The organism is Kordiimonas lacus, assembly GCF_001550055.1.
Lineage (GTDB): Bacteria > Pseudomonadota > Alphaproteobacteria > Sphingomonadales > Kordiimonadaceae > Kordiimonas > Kordiimonas lacus.
On record NZ_LRUA01000002.1, the window covers coordinates 364,832 to 381,188 of the forward strand.

Below are 16,357 nucleotides of genomic sequence, written 5' to 3' on the forward strand. Positions count from 1 at the left end.
ATCTGATCCCCTTAGCGTGAAGCTGGATCGGCTTGGGCATTGCGCGAGATGGCAGTAGCCCCCATACCGTCGTATGCGCCGCGAACCGGTGAGGTTACTACCTTTTCACCAGGTTCCACGCCCGAAGTGACAACTACGCGATCCGCGGTTGTCGACAAAACGTCAACCGTGCGAATTTCAAGCTTTTCATTCTTGATCACATAGACCTTGTCTTCGCTCCGCAGAGCCAAGCGCGGCATCACGAGCGCATTCTGTGGGTTCACGCCTTCAATTTCGGCGCTCACGAACAGCCCGACAGCCAACGGCATGCCATAGTCGTCAACCGAAACGCCGTAAGGATCTACGACTTCGGCAACTGCATACATCAGGCGGGTTTTCTGGTCGACCGATGCGTGCGTCCGCACGATACGGCCTTTCCACAAATGGTCGTCGCCGCCAAGGTTGGCCTTGAAGGTAACAACAGGAGCATTTGCGCCAGTTGCTACAAAACCGATAGGCAGGTTCAGCTCAGCTAATTGGCTGTCTGTCAGTGGCAGGCGAACTTCAACTTTGTCCGTGGCAAAAACGCGGCCCAGTTGGGCGCCAACATTCACAAACTGGCCAACACCGACCTTGCGTTCCAGCACGCGGCCCTGGAAGGGCATTTTGATTTGTGTGCGGGCGAGGTCCAGCTTGGCTTTTTCAAGGTCAGCTTCAGCAGCGCGCAGCTTGGCTTGCGCCTCAGCAACCTGTGGCTGGTTCAGGGCCAGAGGCGTTGGCTCGCCATCCTTAACCCAGTCTTGCCACTGTTTTTTCTTGATGCGAGCGTCTGCCAGTTCCTGCTCTACGCGAACGCGGGCTTCTGCTACCCGGGCCTCAGAACTAGTAACGGCGAGCTTATAGTCGGCATCGTCAATCTGAATCAATGTCTCGCCCGCGGTGAAGCCTGCGCCTTCCGCAAAGGAATCGGAAATCGCGATAATTCGGCCCGATACCTGTGGTACCAGATCGACTTCTGTCTTGGGGCGAACTTCGCCTTGTGTCCGGACAGAAAGCGTTACACGTTCAGCGCGCACTTCATCTACATAAAGTGAGACCTGCCGAGGCGCTTCTTCTTTCTTTTCCGGAGCTTCTTTTGCTGCGGCCAGCACTACAACAGAACCGATGGCAGCCGCCAGCACCAATCCAGGTGCGGCAATCTTTAAAATCTTCCTCACGTCATCCTCGCGTTTTTTCTGTGTGGCTTGCGCCACTTGTCGTTTTTTATGCGGTTTATACCGCTTATTTTTGTGGCTTATGCCACTTGGTCTATGGTTCCCCATATATACTATTACAATATAGTTTGTCACGGCCTTAATTTTAAGGGGGCGACTGGAAAAGGATGAACCTTATGCGACCTTTCGCCGTCTTTAGCATATGATTGCAATGCGTTAGGCTGCATGTAGTAGCCATATTTCACTATTGGGGGGCAGATGCTGAATTCCAGCACATGTTTTGAAGTCACAGGATTGACCAAAATATACGGGGAAGGCTCGGCCCAGGTTCGGGCGCTTCGGGGCGTTGATGTGACAATCCGTGACGGCGAAGTGATCGTGCTGCTCGGCCCATCGGGTAGTGGCAAGTCAACGCTTTTGAATATTCTGGGCGGCCTAGATACGCCAACCGACGGTCATGTTTTCTACCACGGTGTGGACCTGACCACCATGTCCGACCGGGACCTGACCAGTTATCGCCGCGACAATGTCGGCTTTGTTTTCCAGAACTATAACCTGATGCCCGGCCTCACGGCTGAGGAAAATGTCGAGCTGGTGACCGAGATTGCAGCCAACCCGTTGAAGGCAGCGGAAGCCCTGGAACTGGTCGGATTGGGCGAACGGCTCCGGCATTTTCCAAGCGAGCTGTCAGGCGGTGAACAGCAGCGTGTTGCCATTGCCCGTGCTATCGCCAAGCGCCCGGGTGTGCTGTTTTGTGACGAACCAACCGGTGCGCTTGATTCCACGACAAGCCTGAAGGTGCTGAGGGCCCTGAACCGGGTGGTCGAGGAACTGGGCACCACCATGCTGATGGTTACCCACCATCAGGGCATCGCGCCGCTGGCACACCGGGTATTGCATTTCAAGGACGGCAGCGTCGACCGGGAGGTCATCAATGAGACACGCGCCCGACCGGAGGATATTCATCTATGATCCGTGGCCACCTCATCAAGCTGTTCAAGCCACTGAACCGCAAGCTGTTGCGTGACATCAATCTGATGTGGGGGCAGGTGCTGGCGGTCAGCTTGGTGCTTGGGTGTGGGGTGGCAATCTATGTGATGATGAACGGCACATTGGCGTCGCTGAAGGACACGCTGGCGGCATACTATAGTCGCTACGACATGGCCGACGTATGGGCGCCGGCGCGCCGCGCGCCTTTGCAGCAGATGGAGCATCTGAAAAACATACCCGGCGTGCGGTTGGCTGAAGGGCGGATCTCCGTAGGCGGTATATTGGATATGCCGCTTGAAGCTGAGCCTGTGCGGGCCAAGATCATGTCGCTTCCGGATGGCCGGATGCCACGCATCAATGCGCTGTTCCTGAAGGCTGGCAGCCTACCTGAGCGTGGTTCCGAGCAGGTGGTGATTGCCGATGATTTCGCCGAAGCCCATAGCTTGCGTGTGGGCGATGAGGTTCAGGCAACTCTATATGGCGTGCGTCGCACGCTCAAGATATCCGGGGTCGCGCTGGCGCCCGAGTTCATCTATTCCATCGCACCCGGCGAGATGATCCCGAATGCCCGGCGTTATGCCATCATGTGGATGGGGTATGAGGCGCTGGGCCACGCCTACAACATGGATGGAGCCTTCAACGAAGCTGTGTTTCTTCTGGACCGCAGTGCCAGTGTGCCGGAAGTTCTCGCGCGTATCGACGTGGTTCTGGACCCCTATGGCGGCATCGGCGCCTACCACCGGGACGACCAGTTGTCTGACGAGTTTTTGCAAAGCGAATTCACCACCCTGGACACGCTGGGCGGGCTGTTGCCTCCCATATTCCTTGGCGTCGCTGCGTTCCTTCTCAACATGGTGGTGACCCGGATTGTGGAACAGGAGCGCGAGCAGATCGGCCTGATGAAGGCCTTCGGCTACCGCCCGTCGGCAATCGTCTGGCACTATTTACGGTTCGCCGGAATTATCGTGCTGATTGGGGTGCTGGGCGGTTGGCTGGCTGGCTACCGCATGGGCGGCGGCATGGCCAATATCTATAAGGATTTCTACAAATTCCCGATCCTGATTTTCGACCCTGGCCTGGGCATTTACCTGCGGGCCGCCGTGTTCGCAGGGGTCGCGGGCGTGCTGGGTGTATTGCTGGCCGTCCGGAAAACCATTTCTCTCAGGCCTGCGGTGGCGATGGCACCTCCGGCACCGACCGATTACAGCAGGCTTGGCCGATTCGCTTCAAAAGCACGCTGGATGGACCAGGGTCTGCGCATGATCGTGCGCCACATTGCCCGCTGGCCGGGGCGATCAGCCCTGACTTGTCTGGGCGTGGCCATGGGTATGGCGATCATGATTGGCGCTCAAAGCGGCCGGGACGCCATCAACCTGATGATTGCCACCCAGTTCGAGCTGGTGAGTCGTCAGGATCTGACCGTGGCTTTCACTGAAAAGCAGGATCCGGTGATCATCAACGAGCTGATGGCCCAGAAAGGTGTGATTGCCGCTGAGCCTTTCCTGGCCGCACCCGCGACCATAAGATTTGGTCATCGGTCTCGCCACCAGGGAGTTACCGGGGTAGTACAGAACGCCAATCTGAATGTGTTGATCAACCAATATGATCAGGCCGTCAATCCGTCGCCCCAAGGTGTAACGCTGTCTGAAAGCCTTGCGACGGCGTTGGCGGCAGGGCCAGGCGACCTGATCACGCTTGAATTCAAGGATGGCCTCAGAAAATCCGAGCGTCTGCCGGTGATGAAGGTGGTGCCCACCTATCTGGGCACGCCTGCCTATATGGACATTGACGATATGTCGACGCTGCTCAGGGAATGCGACCGTGTGTCTGGTGCCTACCTGCTGGTCGACGCGCATGAGCTGGAACGGATATACGGTCTGCTCAAGGACATGCCGACGGTGGCAGCCGTATCAACCAATCAGTCGTCCCGAAAAGCCATGTCGGACACCATGGATGAAACCATGGGCACCATGACTTTCTTCAATTCGCTATTCGCGAGTCTTATCGCTATCGGTGTCGTGTTTTCGGGGGCTCGCATTTCCTTTTATGAACGTCAACGCGAGATCGCGAGCCTCCGCGTGCTGGGTTTCACGGTTGCGGAAGTGAATGCTGTGCTTCTGGGGGAGCTTGCGGTCCTGACTTTCCTGGCACTTCCGCTTGGAGCTTATCTTGGTTATCAGCTCGCACTCTTTATCCACACCAATATGAGCAGCGAACTGTTTCGCGTGCCAACAACGGTGTCCAATTGGTCGTTCGCCTATGCGACGACCGTGATTATTCTGGCAGCGGTCGTATCCGCTGCCGTGATTGCAAGGCAGGTCGCCAAACTGAATTTGGTCATGGCCCTGAAAACGCGCGAATAATGAAAAAGCGCGAACGGAGAGGAAAGTAGTATGGCTGCACCGCGTGCACGCACAATCATGTTTGGTGCCATGGGCGCCTTGGTTCTGGCATTCCTGATCTTCGCCTTCCGGCCGGAGCCTCTGCACGTGGATGCCGGCAAGATCGAACGTGGGCCAATACAGATTTCCATCACCGATGACGGACGTACTCGGGTGAAGGAGCTTTATGTGGTGTCTGCCCCGATTGCTGGGCGTGTGCTTAGGCTGGACCCTGAGGTTGGTGACCGGGTTGTGGCTGGCGAGACACTCCTTGCCACGATGGTGCCTTCTGGCCCGGCCTTCCTGGATGAGCGCCGCCAGAAGGAAGCAGAAGCTGCAGTAGAAGCCGCGCGTGCTGCTCTTGAATTGGCGCAGGCCAGTGTCGCTAAAGCGGAAGCCGAGGTGGATTATGCTCGAGCGGAAATCAAACGTACGGAATCGCTGGTGGCCAGTAACACCGCGAGCCCGGCAGCGCTTGACCGGGCACAGCTGGCGTTCCGCACGGCTGCGGCCCAGCTTGATACCGCAAAATCAAGCGTTCGCATGCGTCGGGCAGACGTAGCCGTGGCAGAAGCCGCACTGATCGGGCCCGATAGGGCAAACGGCACCAGCGGTGGCGTGGTGCAGATCAGGGCCCCCATCAGTGGCGCGGTGCTAACGCTCAATCATGAAAGTGAGGGGGTTGTGGCTGTGGGTACACCACTGCTGGAGCTGGGCGACCCGCAGGATATTGAAATCGTAGCAGATTTTCTGTCCCATCAGGCGGTGAAGGTGATGCCTGGCGCCCGTGTGATGGTTGAAGGGTGGGGTGGCGAGCCGCTATCGGGACACGTCCGACTAGTGGAACCTAAAGGGTTCACCAAATTCTCAGCACTCGGGATCGAAGAGCAGCGGGTCAATATCATCATCGATTTTGATGATGCTTCACGAGAACAGTTGCAGCAGCTGGGCCATGGCTTCCGGGTTGAGCCACGCATCATTCTGTGGGAAGGACAGGACGTGTTGCAGGTGCCCACCAGCGCCCTTTTCCGCAAGGGCGAAAATTGGGCCGTCTTCAGGATTGTTGACGAAACCGCCCTGCTGACCGAGGTGCAGGTTGGTCGCATGAATGACCGTGTGGCCGAACTTGTCGAAGGATTGAATGAAGGCGCATCGGTCATTCTGCACCCGTCAGACGTGCTCGAGGATGGAATGACGGTCCGCATTCGTGTTGAATAACATATGGTTAATTGGGGAGATGCCCGGATAAGAATGCGTTTTTCAGATGACTGAAAGTCACCATTGTCATTGCAATTTCCTGCCCTGAATCTATGATTTCCTATGAATCAGATGTGGGGATTCGCAGTGGGAACGAGTTTTCAGAGCAAAAGGGGCCAGAGCTTGGACGCAGACCAAGATGTGCCGTCGTCAGCCGACCTTCCGGCGGTGATGGACCTGCTGACGGAAGGCGTGATTGTACGTCGCGGCGAAAAAGTGTTGTTCGTCAACGAAGCCCTGCGTCGTCTGATGGCGTTCGATGGCCCAAAAAGCGAGATGCTCAAAGAGCCGATGAAACATTGGCTGCACCCCGAGGACTATAAACGGATCGAAGACTATTACGCCAACCGTATCGACGGCGGCGACGCCCCGGAAAGCTATGACGCCAGGGTCATGCGGGCTGATGGGGAAGTGCGCTGGTGCACTTTCCGGGCCGCCCAGATCATCTGGGAAGGCGAACCCGCTGTCACGGCATCTCTGACAGACATCACCGACCAGCGAGAGACTGAGCAAGCCTATGCCCAGTCAGAGCGCAAATTCCGCAATATCTTTAACCTGACGCCGGAGGTGATGATCATCTCCAGCCTGGTAGACGGCAAGATACTCGATGTGAACCCGGCATTCCTGAATGTATTCGGTCGCAGGCGCGACGATGTGATTGGCAAAACATCAGCTGATCTGGATATCTGGGCAGATACCACTTTTCTGGGCCGTTTCGTCGAAGAGCTGAAGATGAACGCTTCAATGACGGATGTGCCGACGACTGTCAGGACACGCGGCAACCTGATCCGCCATTTCCGATTGTTCGCACAGAAAATCGAACGCGATGAGGAGCCGATGTTGTTGATGATTGGGCGCGACGTGACCGAAGACCTGACGCAGGCCCAGGAACTTCAGCGCAGCAAAGATTCGGCTGAACTTGCCAACCGCGCAAAGTCTGAGTTCCTCGCGAACATGAGCCATGAGCTCAGAACGCCTTTGAACGCCATCCTTGGTTTTGCGGAAATTATCAAGGAAGAGATGATCGGTCCTTTGGGGACGCCGCGCTATGCCGAATATGCCCGCGATATCCACGAAAGCGGCACGCATCTCTTGTCCATTATCAATGACATTCTGGATTTGTCGAAAGTGGAGGCCGGGCGGCTTGAAGCTTACCTCAGTTGGGTTGACCCGCTTGAGAATCTCGAAATGTGCATCAATCTGGTGCAGCAGCGCGCCCGCGAGGCCAACTTGAAGCTGAGTTATGCTTTCGACGATGACATCCTGATCGAGGCCGATGACCGGCTGATCAAACAGATCGCGCTGAATCTTCTTTCGAATGCCATCAAGTTCACGGAACCTGGCGGTTCTGTGTCGATGAAGTTGGAGAAGACAGCCACAGGCGGCTTGTGCCTGAGCGTCGAAGACACCGGCATCGGGATGACAGCGGAAGAGATCAAGATCGCCAAGCGTCCGTTCGGGCAGGTGGACAGCAGCCTCAGCCGACGGCACGAAGGCTCGGGCCTTGGCCTGCCGCTGATCTCTGCGTTCGCCGAAAAGCTGAGCGCCACCATGACCATCGACAGCCAACCGGGGGTCGGTACCCGTGTTTCCATCGTGTTCCCCCCATTCAAGGTGCGCGCGAAAGACGACCAGGACGATTAAGTCGCCGGAATTAAAGGCAATGAAAAAGCCAGCTCAGGGAGCTGGCTTTTGTGTGTATGGGCGCGTGCCTTGGATCGACGCTGTCTAGTTCAACCAACTTGAGACACCGGGCATCCACCTTTCCGCGATGGCCGTGGATATGCTGCCGGGCCAGAAATTAGTGGAGGCCCCGTTGGTCAGATAGATCACGCTTATGGTGTCGCCGGATGTCTTGCTGATGAAATGCCGAACATCCACCCGGTTGCCACCGCCATGGCCCACGATCCGGAAGCTTTCAGTTTCCCAATATTCCCAGCCGGCGGCAAAGCCGCCAAGTTTGCCGTTCGCAAGATCCTGTGTCTGCCAATAATGTTGCAGGCGTTCAGGTGGCAGGAACTTGCCGTCAAGCAGGGCTTTGGTCCACAGCACCATATCTGGCGCTGAACTGTTCAGACCAGTGCTAGCGAACATATAGTCAGGCTGGAAAATCGGGCCATTCAATAACAGGCCATTTTCGCCCGCGAAGTAAGTGCGGGCACGGTTCGGTACAACGGCATATTCCCCGCCATAGCGAGTTTGGGTGAGGCCCGCAGGGTCCATCATGCGCCCTTGCATGACCTCACTAAATGATTGGCCTGTGATGGTTTCAATGATCTGTTTTAGCAGCAGATAGTTGGTTTGATTATAGCGGTAGTCCGTATTTGGCGTGAAAACAAACTCGCCCTTTGCGGCAAGCGCAATAGCAGTGTCTTCGTTTTCGGGGGTTGGATTGGGCCAGTGATAGTAGTCGGGCAGGCCAGACGTATGGGTTAACAGCTGGCGAACCGTTGTTTTTTGCCACTGGGACGGCAGGTTCGGCAGATAGGTTGCTACAGGGGCATCCATTTGGACATCGCCAGCTTCCATCAACTGCATCATGACTGTATTTACAAAGAGCTTGGCGACAGAGAACATCTGAAAGACGGTGTCTTCACCCACTGGGACAGAGAGTTCGACGCTGGCCTGTCCGTGCGTGGCTGTTGCCACCAGTTCACCATTTTTTAGCACAGCGACGCTTTGGCCGACGATGCCATGAGCCGCCGCTTTGTCTGCCAGCAACGCGTCAAGAGACTGTTGGCGAGCCACCAGGGTGTCCTGTGGTGTCACTTGGCTCGTGGCCCCAAGCATCAGAATAAGCCCGACAAGGCATTGGTGAATTGCAGACAGGCGCATCACAGAAAGTCCTCCAAAAATTTCAAGTGTGGAAGTCTTCCTAAGTGCGCGTGGGTCCTGTCAAGCAAGCCTGCATAACAATAACCGGAGCCACGGAGGTAGACCATCAGGGCGTGACCGAGAAAACTCAACCGGCCTGCTTTTCCCGTTCCACAGCGCGCCATCCGATATCGCGGCGGCAGAAACCGCCCGGCCAGTTCACTGTATCAACGGCCGCATAGGCTGTTTTTTGCGCTTCAGTCACGCTTGCGCCCAGCGCGGTTACGTTCAGGACCCGGCCGCCGTTTGCGACCAGAATACCTTCTTCAAGCTTGGTACCCGCGTGGAAGACTGTGGCACCCGTTTTGCGTTCTGCCGCCTTGAGGCCGCTGAGTTCATCACCCTTTTTGTAGCTGCCCGGATAGCCCTTGGTTGCCATCACCACAGTCAGGGCCACGTCGTCATTCCATTCCGCTGTACAGCCCGCCAGTTCGCCCTTGGTGCTCGCAAGCAGCAGCGGCACAAAATCACTTTTCATGCGCGACATCAGTACCTGGCATTCCGGGTCGCCGAAACGCACGTTATATTCGATCAGTTTCGGGCCGTCGGCTGTGATCATCAGGCCGGCGAAAAACACGCCGCGGAACGGGTGGCCCATATCAGCCATGGCCTTAACGGTTGGATTGATGATTTCCTTCATTACCCGGTCGCACATATCGTCGGTCATCACAGGCGCCGGGCTGTAGGCGCCCATGCCGCCAGTGTTGGGGCCGGTGTCGCCTTCACCGACTGCTTTGTGGTCCTGCGCGGTTGCCAGCGCCAGCGTGTTTTGGCCGTCACACAGCACGAAGAAGCTGGCTTCCTCGCCGGTCAGGAATTCTTCGACCACAACCTCAGCACCTGCTTCACCAAAGGCACCGCCAAAGATTTCATCGATGGCAGACTGGGCTTCTTCAACCGTTTGGGCCAGGATTACACCCTTGCCAGCGGCCAAGCCGTCAGCCTTGACCACAATCGGCGCGCCTTGTTCGGCCACATAGGCTTTGGCGTCGCCCGCTGTCTTGAAGCGGCCATAAGCGGCAGTAGGGATATCATATTTGGCGCAGACATCCTTGGTGAAGCCTTTGGATCCTTCAAGCTGTGCCGCACCTGCGGTGGGGCCGAACGCCAGGATGTCGGCTTCCGTGAGTGCATCCACAAGGCCCGCCACCAGCGGGTCTTCGGGGCCTACTACGACAAAATCGATTGCCATCTCGCGACAGAAGTTGATCACAGCTTCGAAGTCGGTGGCTTTCAGGTCCACACAAGCAGCCACATCGGCAATGCCGCCGTTGCCGGGCGCACAATAGAGCGTATCCACCATGGGGCTCTGGGCAATTTTCCAGCAAAGGGCATGTTCGCGGCCACCTGAGCCGATGACGAGAATGTTCATTTTTTATCCAGTCACATGATGGTTGCTTGAAGGCTGCCCCCTTGTATCATAGGTTCCAGAGCACTCAAGCCTGAACTGGGATAAAACAGTCGGGTGCGACAAAAAACAAGGGAGCATCGCGGCAATGTCGAATGACGACACGCCAGCAGGCGCAGGATCCGGCGCCCGCAACGTCTTTGAATATAGTGTTTCGGAGCTTTCTGGCGCCTTGAAGCGCTCGGTTGAGGACCAGTTCGGCTATGTGCGTGTGCGGGCGGAGCTTTCTGGCGTTAAGCGACCGGCATCAGGGCATCTGTATTTTGCCCTGAAGGACGATAAGGCCGTCCTGGACGGCGTGTGCTGGCGCGGTGTGGCCGGGCGGTTTGCTTTCAAACCCGAAGACGGGCTGGGGGTCATCTGTACCGGCAAGCTGACGACCTACCCGGCGCGGTCCAAGTACCAGATGGTCGTGGAGCATATGGAGCCGGCCGGCGCCGGCGCCCTGATGGCCCTTCTGGAAGAGCGTAAGAAGAAACTGGCGGCTGAGGGCTTGTTTGACCCCACGCGCAAGAAACCGATTCCGTACCTGCCGCAGGTGATCGGCGTTGTCACATCACCCACGGGTGCTGTGATCCGCGATATCCTGCACCGCCTCAACGACCGTTTCCCGCGCCACGTGCTGGTGTGGCCTGTGCTGGTGCAAGGGGAGGGCGCTGCCGATCAGGTGGCGAACGCTATCAAGGGGTTCAACGCCATTGATGGCACGCGAGGCATCCCGCGGCCTGACCTGTTGATTGTGGCCCGCGGTGGCGGCTCAATTGAAGACCTGTGGTCCTTCAACGAAGAAGTCGTGGTGCGCGCGGCAGCAGACAGCGACATCCCGCTGATTTCAGCTGTGGGGCACGAAACCGATACCACACTGATTGATTATGCATCCGATATGCGCGCGCCAACGCCGACGGGTGCCGCAGAAAAAGCCGTTCCAGTGCGGGAAGACCTCCGCTTCACGGTCGCTGACCTGGGGCGCCGCCTGGCGGGGCTCAAGGTATCCATGCTGCGCGACAGGGAAGAGCGTTTGCGGGGCCTGGCCCGTGGCCTGCCCAGCCCGCGCGATATATTGGGGTTGGCGCAGCAACGCTTCGATGACCTGTCCGAACGCCTGCCTCGCGGCCTGGTGGCAGCGGTGCAGCAGAAATCAATCCAGCTGAACCGGCTGGTAGGCGGCTTGAGTGCCGGGCGCCTGAAACAGCTTGTCAGCTTCCGCGGCAAGGAACTTGAAAGCACGTCCCGCCGGTTGACGCCGGCGTATGCCCGCAAACTGGATGACCTGGGTGCCCGGTTGGCGGCAAGTGGCAGGATGCTCGATAGCCTGAGCTATGAGCGCGTGCTGGAACGCGGCTTCGCGCTGGTTGAAGACGCAGGCGGCACACCGGTCTCAAAGTCGGCGAACCTGTCGGTAGGGGATCAGGTAACTGTCCGCTTTGCTGATGGCACCAGCGACATGCAGGTACTTGACGGTGATAGCGCAAAACCGGTTCCGAAGCCAAAACCTGCGCCGAAGAAAAAGTCTAAGGCCAAAACATCTGGCAGCGACGACCGGCAAGGGTCGCTGCTCTAAAAAAACGGGTCTCGATGCCCAACTTTTGCCGCCTTCACCGGAGAAACAGAGGTCCATGATTAAGATTGTCCAAATATGCGTTGTTGCCCTTCTGCTGACCATGCTGACGCCGCTGGTGCATGCGGTTGAGCTCAATGGCAAGCTGGTGCAGGGTGGCCTGGTTTGGGGGCAGCTTTCCCCCGGTAGCGAGGTCAGTCTGAATGGCGAGCCCGTCAAGATTGGCCCAAATGGCGAGTTTGTGTTTGGTTTTGGTCGGGACGAGGGACCAACAGCGTCGCTGGTGATCCTGCACCGGGACGGCACGCGAGAGGAGCGGACACTCAGAATAAAAAAACGAGAGTTTGATATTGAACGCGTAGAGGGCCTGCCGCCCAAGACCGTGACGCCGCCCCCTGAATGGCGCGAGCGCCGGAAGGTCGAGACCGGCAAGGTGCGGGAGGCCCGTAGCCATATGGCCGACAATATGCATTGGTCCCGAGGGTTTATTCGCCCAGCTGAAGGCCGGTTTTCCGGCTTCTATGGCAGCCAGCGCATTTTGAATGGCCAACCAAGAAGCCCCCATTACGGGCTGGATATTGCTGGCCCCACTGGCACGCCCATTCATGCGCCTGCAGGTGGGGTCGTCAGGCTTGCGGTGCCGGATTTCCTTCTCGAGGGCGGCATAGTGATCATCGACCACGGTTTTGGCGTGACTTCCACCTTGTTTCATATGAATAGCGTGGATGTTAAGGAAGGCACATGGGTGCATCAGGGTGACCTGATCGGCACCATTGGGGCCACCGGACGCGCCAGCGGCCCCCATGTGGACTGGCGCGTGAACTGGAAAGATGTGCGGCTTGACCCGCAACTTCTGATTAATGACAGCATCGAGGAATAAAAAATGAAAAAGACAATTGGCTGCCTTGGGCTTCTGCTGGCGGCATCAACAGCTGCGACTGCGCAGGAAGAATCGAGTTTGGCGATCGACGGCTACGTTGGGGTGTTGAGCGACTATCGCGACCGAGGCTTAAGCCTGTCAGACAAGGATCCGGTGATCGTAGCGTCTGTGGGTGCCTTCCATGACAGCGGCTTCTACGGTGGCGTGGTTGGCGGTATTCTGGGTGACGGGTATGCCGGGAAGACCAAGGCCGAGTTCTACGCTGGCTACCAGATGGATACCGGCACTTACATCTATGATTTTTCCGCTGAACTGGACAGCTTTCACGGTGATGGCAGCAGCCGCTTCCTCCCAGAGTTCAAGGCTACCATGGCCCGGGATTTCGGCCTGGCCTTCATCAGGGGTGGTATGTCCTATGCGCCTGATGGTCGCTGGAGCGATCCGGATAGGGACAGCTTCTATGTTTATTCCGACCTCGAGGTGCCAATCCCGTCCATTCCGGAGCTGACGCTGATTGGCCGTCTTGGCTATGACATGCGGCAAAACCGGTCCAATGTCTGGGACTGGGGGCTGGGAGTGAGTGCCTTTATCGAAAATGTCGAGCTGAGTGTCATGTATGAAGACAGCGGCCGGGAACATGACATGGGCGAAGGTGCACTTGTGTTCGGTGCGCGCTTCTACTTCTAGGTCACGACTTTAGCTGACCGCTTTGGAGCGAACAGCTGCAAGCGTGCGGGATGCCGGGAAACGCATGGTGACGGTTGTCCCGACACCTTTCTCTGATGCGATCTCGAGCTCGCCGCCGTGTAACTCCATCAGGCTTTTCACGAGGGGCAGGCCAAGGCCTGTGCCTTCGTGACTGCGGGTCATGGTTGACCCGGCCTGGCCGAACGGTGTCAGCGCGATGATAATCTCGTCCGGTGTCATGCCGATGCCGTTATCTTCCACCGCGACATACAGGCAATTGTTGGCATCAACACCCGCGCGCATGTCAATGCGGCCACCGTGGTTGGTGAATTTGGAGGCGTTGCTGAGCACATTCAAAAGGACCTGCTTGAACAGTCGGCGGTCACCATGAAGGATTGGCAGGTCTGAGGGGACGTGGGCCTCCAGCTTGATCGATTTGGCCGTTACCCTTGGGGTCATCAGTTTGGCAATGTCGTCCAGAAGCGCGTCGATATCGACCGGTTGCTCCTTCAGGACCAGACGCCCAGATTCTACCTTCGACAGGTCCAGGATATCATTGATGATATCCAGCAGGAGCCTGCCGCTTTCGTTGATGTGGTCGACATATTCCTCATATTGGGGCGCGCCCAGCTTGCCGAAGACTTCATGTTCCATCATCTCGGAGAAGCCAAGAATGGCATTCAGGGGTGTCCTCAATTCGTGGCTCATGTTGGCCAGGAATTCTGATTTCGCCTGGTTGGCGGCTTCGGCCTGCTGCATGCTGCGTTTGAGCGCCCGGTTATGGCGATGTTGCATGACCAACACGGTCACGGCTGCGATGGCAACCAGCAGTGCCAGCGTGATGGCAAGCCGGGTATAAGCTTCTTCAGCGTCAGCAAGGGCGGCTTCGGCCTGTTGTTTTGCCAGCATGGTTTCAAGGCTCGAGCGCAAATCGGTGATGCTGCTCTGAAACTGTTTGAATTGGCTGTCGAGCAAGGCCCGGCGGGCTTTATTCAACAGCTCAAAGGCTTCCTCATATTTGCCTTCGGCCTGCAGGATGTAGGCGCTTGTCAGCATGTCCTGACCGCTTGGCCCGTCCTGCCGGTAATCCGGATGATCCCGATAGAAGTCCTGCACCAGTTTTTGGTAAGACCTTGCCGTTTCCGGGTCCCCCAGGCGGGCATAGCTTATGGCCAGCAGGTCATAGAAGGAAATATCGAAACCCGGGTCGCTGGAATAGGACTGAAGCGCTTCCTTCGCCAGGTCTATGCTTTCCTGATAGTCTTCCTCGTCATAGGCGATCCAGGCCAGGCCGAACAGAACATAATAATGCCCGGCATCCCTGCCTGTTTGTTCAATGACTTTCTCAAGGCCTCTGTAGTATTGCTTCGCCAGCTGGTTTTCTTTCAGGTTGTTGAAAGACGACGCGATATTGAATAGGGCGCTTTCCCGGTCGAATGCGATGCCTTCCTTTTCCGAAACATCCAGTGCGTTGCTATAGTTTTCAATGATCGCATCAATTTCGTCGACGCCTGTGTAGGTGTATGCCAGCACAAGATATGCCATCATGCGCATGCGGTTGCCGCGCGGTGTGTCCGGCAGTGTCTGGGCCGCCTGTGACATGGTAGACAGGCCTTCCAGCACATTGCCCAGTTCCGGACCGAGGATAGCGAGTGTTGCATCGGCAAAGAAAACGCCCAGGTCGTCATCGATGGAGAGGGCATAGTCTCGCGTCGCCTTAATCAGGTCGCGGGCTTCATATAGTTCCCCCATAAGCGACAGGTAGGTGGCCTGTGCCAGGTCGCCATAGATTTTCAGTTCCGGGTCGTTCAGTTTCCTAGCCAGAGCCTGCGCATCATCTGCGGCACTTTCAAGGCCCTCGGGTTCGGCGACATCCATATAATGGAAAATCAGTTCCTTCAGGATTTCGGCGCGGTCTTTGGGCGCCTGTTCCTTTTCCAGCCTCGCTTTCAAGAGGGCGATATGCAGGTGTGCATCGGATGATTTGGCGGCAACAAGCTTGGGGAGCAGGGTTTCGGCGCGGGCCCGGGCTTCGTCGCTCAGTTTGCCAGTGGCATGGGCAGATACCGCGAGCACCATGGCGCCAGCAATCGCTGCAAGCCAGAGGCTCAAGCGTTTCCCAACAAGGGATCTAAAGAAGAATTCAGTCATCCAGCACCAATTCCCTACGGCCCCAATAGCCATATGTACCTTCATACACCTAAAAAAGGAAATTGAAGGTTAACGGCAGTGCAACAATTAGCGCCTCAGGCCGCGACATGGCGCCAGGCGGCAAGGGCAGGTTCAACCCTGTCCATGATAGCACTGCGAAGCTCCGGCGTACTGGCCACGATATGGTCATGCAGCGGGCGTTTGCGGTTGAACAGCAGGCTTCGGCCGGTGCCCGTTGTCAACTGCCCACCAGCTTCTGCTAGGATCAGGTCAGCTGCGGCGACGTCCCAATCGTTTTTGGGCCTCAAGGTCACGCAACAGTCAAACTGGCCATCGGCGATCTGGCATATCCTGAGAGCGATTGAATTGGCCTGCTCGGTGTGCATGGTCTTTGGCCAGGGTTCCGGCCAGATCTTTTCTGATTTGAAGGCGCCCGGGTCTCCCATCATGCGGGCAACTGTCAGGTCAGATTGGCCGCTGACATTGATGTTCAGGCCGTTTTTTGTGGCACCGCGGCCCTGTTCTGCGAAATAAAAGGCGTCTTTGACCGGTGCATAAAAGGCCGCAAGAATGGGTTTCTGATCCTGCACGAGCGCGACTGAAATGCCCCAGTCTTCGCCGTTTTCAAGAAAGCTGCGGGTGCCGTCGATCGGGTCAACCACCCACAGGCGGCCACAGCGGAGGCGCTCAGGGTGATCTTCGGTTTCTTCAGATAGCCAGCCATAGCCTGTGCGGTTCTGCATCAGGGTGGTGCGCAGGAATTCGTCCACGGCCATGTCGGCTTCGGATACCGGATTGTTCGGGGATTTGTCCCAGGCGTGGCAATCGCGCGCAAAATAGGATAGGGCGATCCGGCCCGCCTCTTCGGTCACAGACCGGACAAGCTTGGCGTCGTCCGCGCGGTCCCACGGACAGGTCTCTTCATCAAATGGTTCGCTACTCGTGCTCACACTCTGTCTCGGTTCGGCCTAGGCCTGG

At 57.2% G+C, this 16,357-nt stretch carries 12 protein-coding genes; 7 read left to right on the forward strand and 5 right to left on the reverse strand.

Annotated features, from left to right (window positions below):
• Positions 1–11: 11 nt before the first annotated feature.
• Entirely contained in the window at positions 12–1,196 is a 1,185-nt protein-coding gene (locus KORLAC_RS02870; RefSeq protein ID WP_068302641.1) for an efflux RND transporter periplasmic adaptor subunit, read from the reverse strand.
• Positions 1,197–1,451: 255 nt separating this feature from the next.
• Between KORLAC_RS02870 and KORLAC_RS02875 the strand changes: the two genes are divergently transcribed.
• The 4 genes from KORLAC_RS02875 to KORLAC_RS02890 all read left to right on the forward strand — a co-directional run bounded on the left by KORLAC_RS02875 (position 1,452) and on the right by KORLAC_RS02890 (position 7,465).
• Entirely contained in the window at positions 1,452–2,165 is a 714-nt protein-coding gene (locus KORLAC_RS02875) for an ABC transporter ATP-binding protein (protein WP_175445647.1), read from the forward strand.
• Positions 2,162–4,546: an ABC transporter permease gene (locus KORLAC_RS02880; protein WP_068302643.1), complete on the forward strand. Its 2,385-nt coding sequence runs from the start codon at positions 2,162–2,164 to the stop codon at positions 4,544–4,546. Before KORLAC_RS02875 ends, KORLAC_RS02880 begins: the two co-directional genes overlap by 4 nt.
• 30 nt (positions 4,547–4,576) lie before the next feature.
• Positions 4,577–5,782 (forward strand): efflux RND transporter periplasmic adaptor subunit, encoded by a 1,206-nt coding sequence (locus tag KORLAC_RS02885; RefSeq protein ID WP_068302645.1) that lies wholly within the window; start codon positions 4,577–4,579, stop codon positions 5,780–5,782.
• 162 nt (positions 5,783–5,944) lie between these two features.
• Complete coding sequence (locus tag KORLAC_RS02890) at positions 5,945–7,465, forward strand: PAS domain-containing sensor histidine kinase (RefSeq protein ID WP_068302648.1); 1,521 nt, start codon at positions 5,945–5,947, stop codon at positions 7,463–7,465.
• Between the two features lie 84 nt (positions 7,466–7,549).
• Here KORLAC_RS02890 and KORLAC_RS02895 read toward each other — a convergent pair whose 3' ends face one another.
• Together KORLAC_RS02895 and purD are read right to left on the reverse strand one after the other, a co-directional pair.
• A complete protein-coding gene (locus KORLAC_RS02895) occupies positions 7,550–8,656 on the reverse strand; it encodes a serine hydrolase domain-containing protein (RefSeq protein WP_068302651.1) in 1,107 nt (368 codons plus the stop codon).
• A 127-nt stretch (positions 8,657–8,783) separates the two neighbouring features.
• Entirely contained in the window at positions 8,784–10,067 is a 1,284-nt protein-coding gene (purD, locus tag KORLAC_RS02900; RefSeq protein WP_068302653.1) for a phosphoribosylamine--glycine ligase, read from the reverse strand.
• Between the two features lie 124 nt (positions 10,068–10,191).
• On the opposite strand from purD, the gene xseA reads away from it, so the two are divergent.
• The 3 genes from xseA to KORLAC_RS02915 are packed head-to-tail and all read left to right on the forward strand — an operon-like array spanning position 10,192 to position 13,228.
• Positions 10,192–11,664, forward strand: a complete 1,473-nt coding sequence (gene xseA, locus KORLAC_RS02905) for an exodeoxyribonuclease VII large subunit (RefSeq protein ID WP_068302655.1) — start codon at positions 10,192–10,194, stop codon at positions 11,662–11,664.
• A 55-nt stretch (positions 11,665–11,719) separates the two neighbouring features.
• Positions 11,720–12,541: a M23 family metallopeptidase gene (locus KORLAC_RS02910; protein WP_068302661.1), complete on the forward strand. Its 822-nt coding sequence runs from the start codon at positions 11,720–11,722 to the stop codon at positions 12,539–12,541.
• Between the two features lie 3 nt (positions 12,542–12,544).
• Positions 12,545–13,228 carry a TorF family putative porin gene (locus KORLAC_RS02915; RefSeq protein ID WP_068302663.1) on the forward strand — a complete coding sequence of 228 codons (684 nt, stop codon included), beginning with the start codon at positions 12,545–12,547 and terminating at the stop codon, positions 13,226–13,228.
• 9 nt (positions 13,229–13,237) lie between these two features.
• Here the strand turns inward: KORLAC_RS02915 and KORLAC_RS02920 are convergent, their stop codons facing one another.
• Complete coding sequence (locus KORLAC_RS02920) at positions 13,238–15,340, reverse strand: tetratricopeptide repeat-containing sensor histidine kinase (protein WP_160328585.1); 2,103 nt, start codon at positions 15,338–15,340, stop codon at positions 13,238–13,240.
• Positions 15,341–15,474: 134 nt separating this feature from the next.
• The gene (locus KORLAC_RS02925; protein ID WP_068302667.1) at positions 15,475–16,329 is read right to left on the reverse strand and encodes a 3'(2'),5'-bisphosphate nucleotidase CysQ; all 855 of its coding nucleotides are present in this window, start codon (positions 16,327–16,329) and stop codon (positions 15,475–15,477) included.
• Between the last annotated feature and the right edge of the window lie 28 nt (positions 16,330–16,357).

What these genes read in the sequence shown, in the direction of transcription:
- KORLAC_RS02875 (WP_175445647.1), top strand. Translation starts at nt 1,452, where the DNA reads ATGCTGAATTCCAGCACATGTTTTGAAGTCACAGGATTGACCAAAATA.
- KORLAC_RS02880 (WP_068302643.1), top strand. Translation starts at nt 2,162, where the DNA reads ATGATCCGTGGCCACCTCATCAAGCTGTTCAAGCCACTGAACCGCAAG.
- KORLAC_RS02885 (WP_068302645.1), top strand. Translation starts at nt 4,577, where the DNA reads ATGGCTGCACCGCGTGCACGCACAATCATGTTTGGTGCCATGGGCGCC.
- KORLAC_RS02895 (WP_068302651.1), bottom strand. Translation starts at nt 8,656, where the DNA reads ATGCGCCTGTCTGCAATTCACCAATGCCTTGTCGGGCTTATTCTGATG.
- purD (WP_068302653.1), bottom strand. Translation starts at nt 10,067, where the DNA reads ATGAACATTCTCGTCATCGGCTCAGGTGGCCGCGAACATGCCCTTTGC.
- xseA (WP_068302655.1), top strand. Translation starts at nt 10,192, where the DNA reads ATGTCGAATGACGACACGCCAGCAGGCGCAGGATCCGGCGCCCGCAAC.
- KORLAC_RS02910 (WP_068302661.1), top strand. Translation starts at nt 11,720, where the DNA reads ATGATTAAGATTGTCCAAATATGCGTTGTTGCCCTTCTGCTGACCATG.
- KORLAC_RS02915 (WP_068302663.1), top strand. Translation starts at nt 12,545, where the DNA reads ATGAAAAAGACAATTGGCTGCCTTGGGCTTCTGCTGGCGGCATCAACA.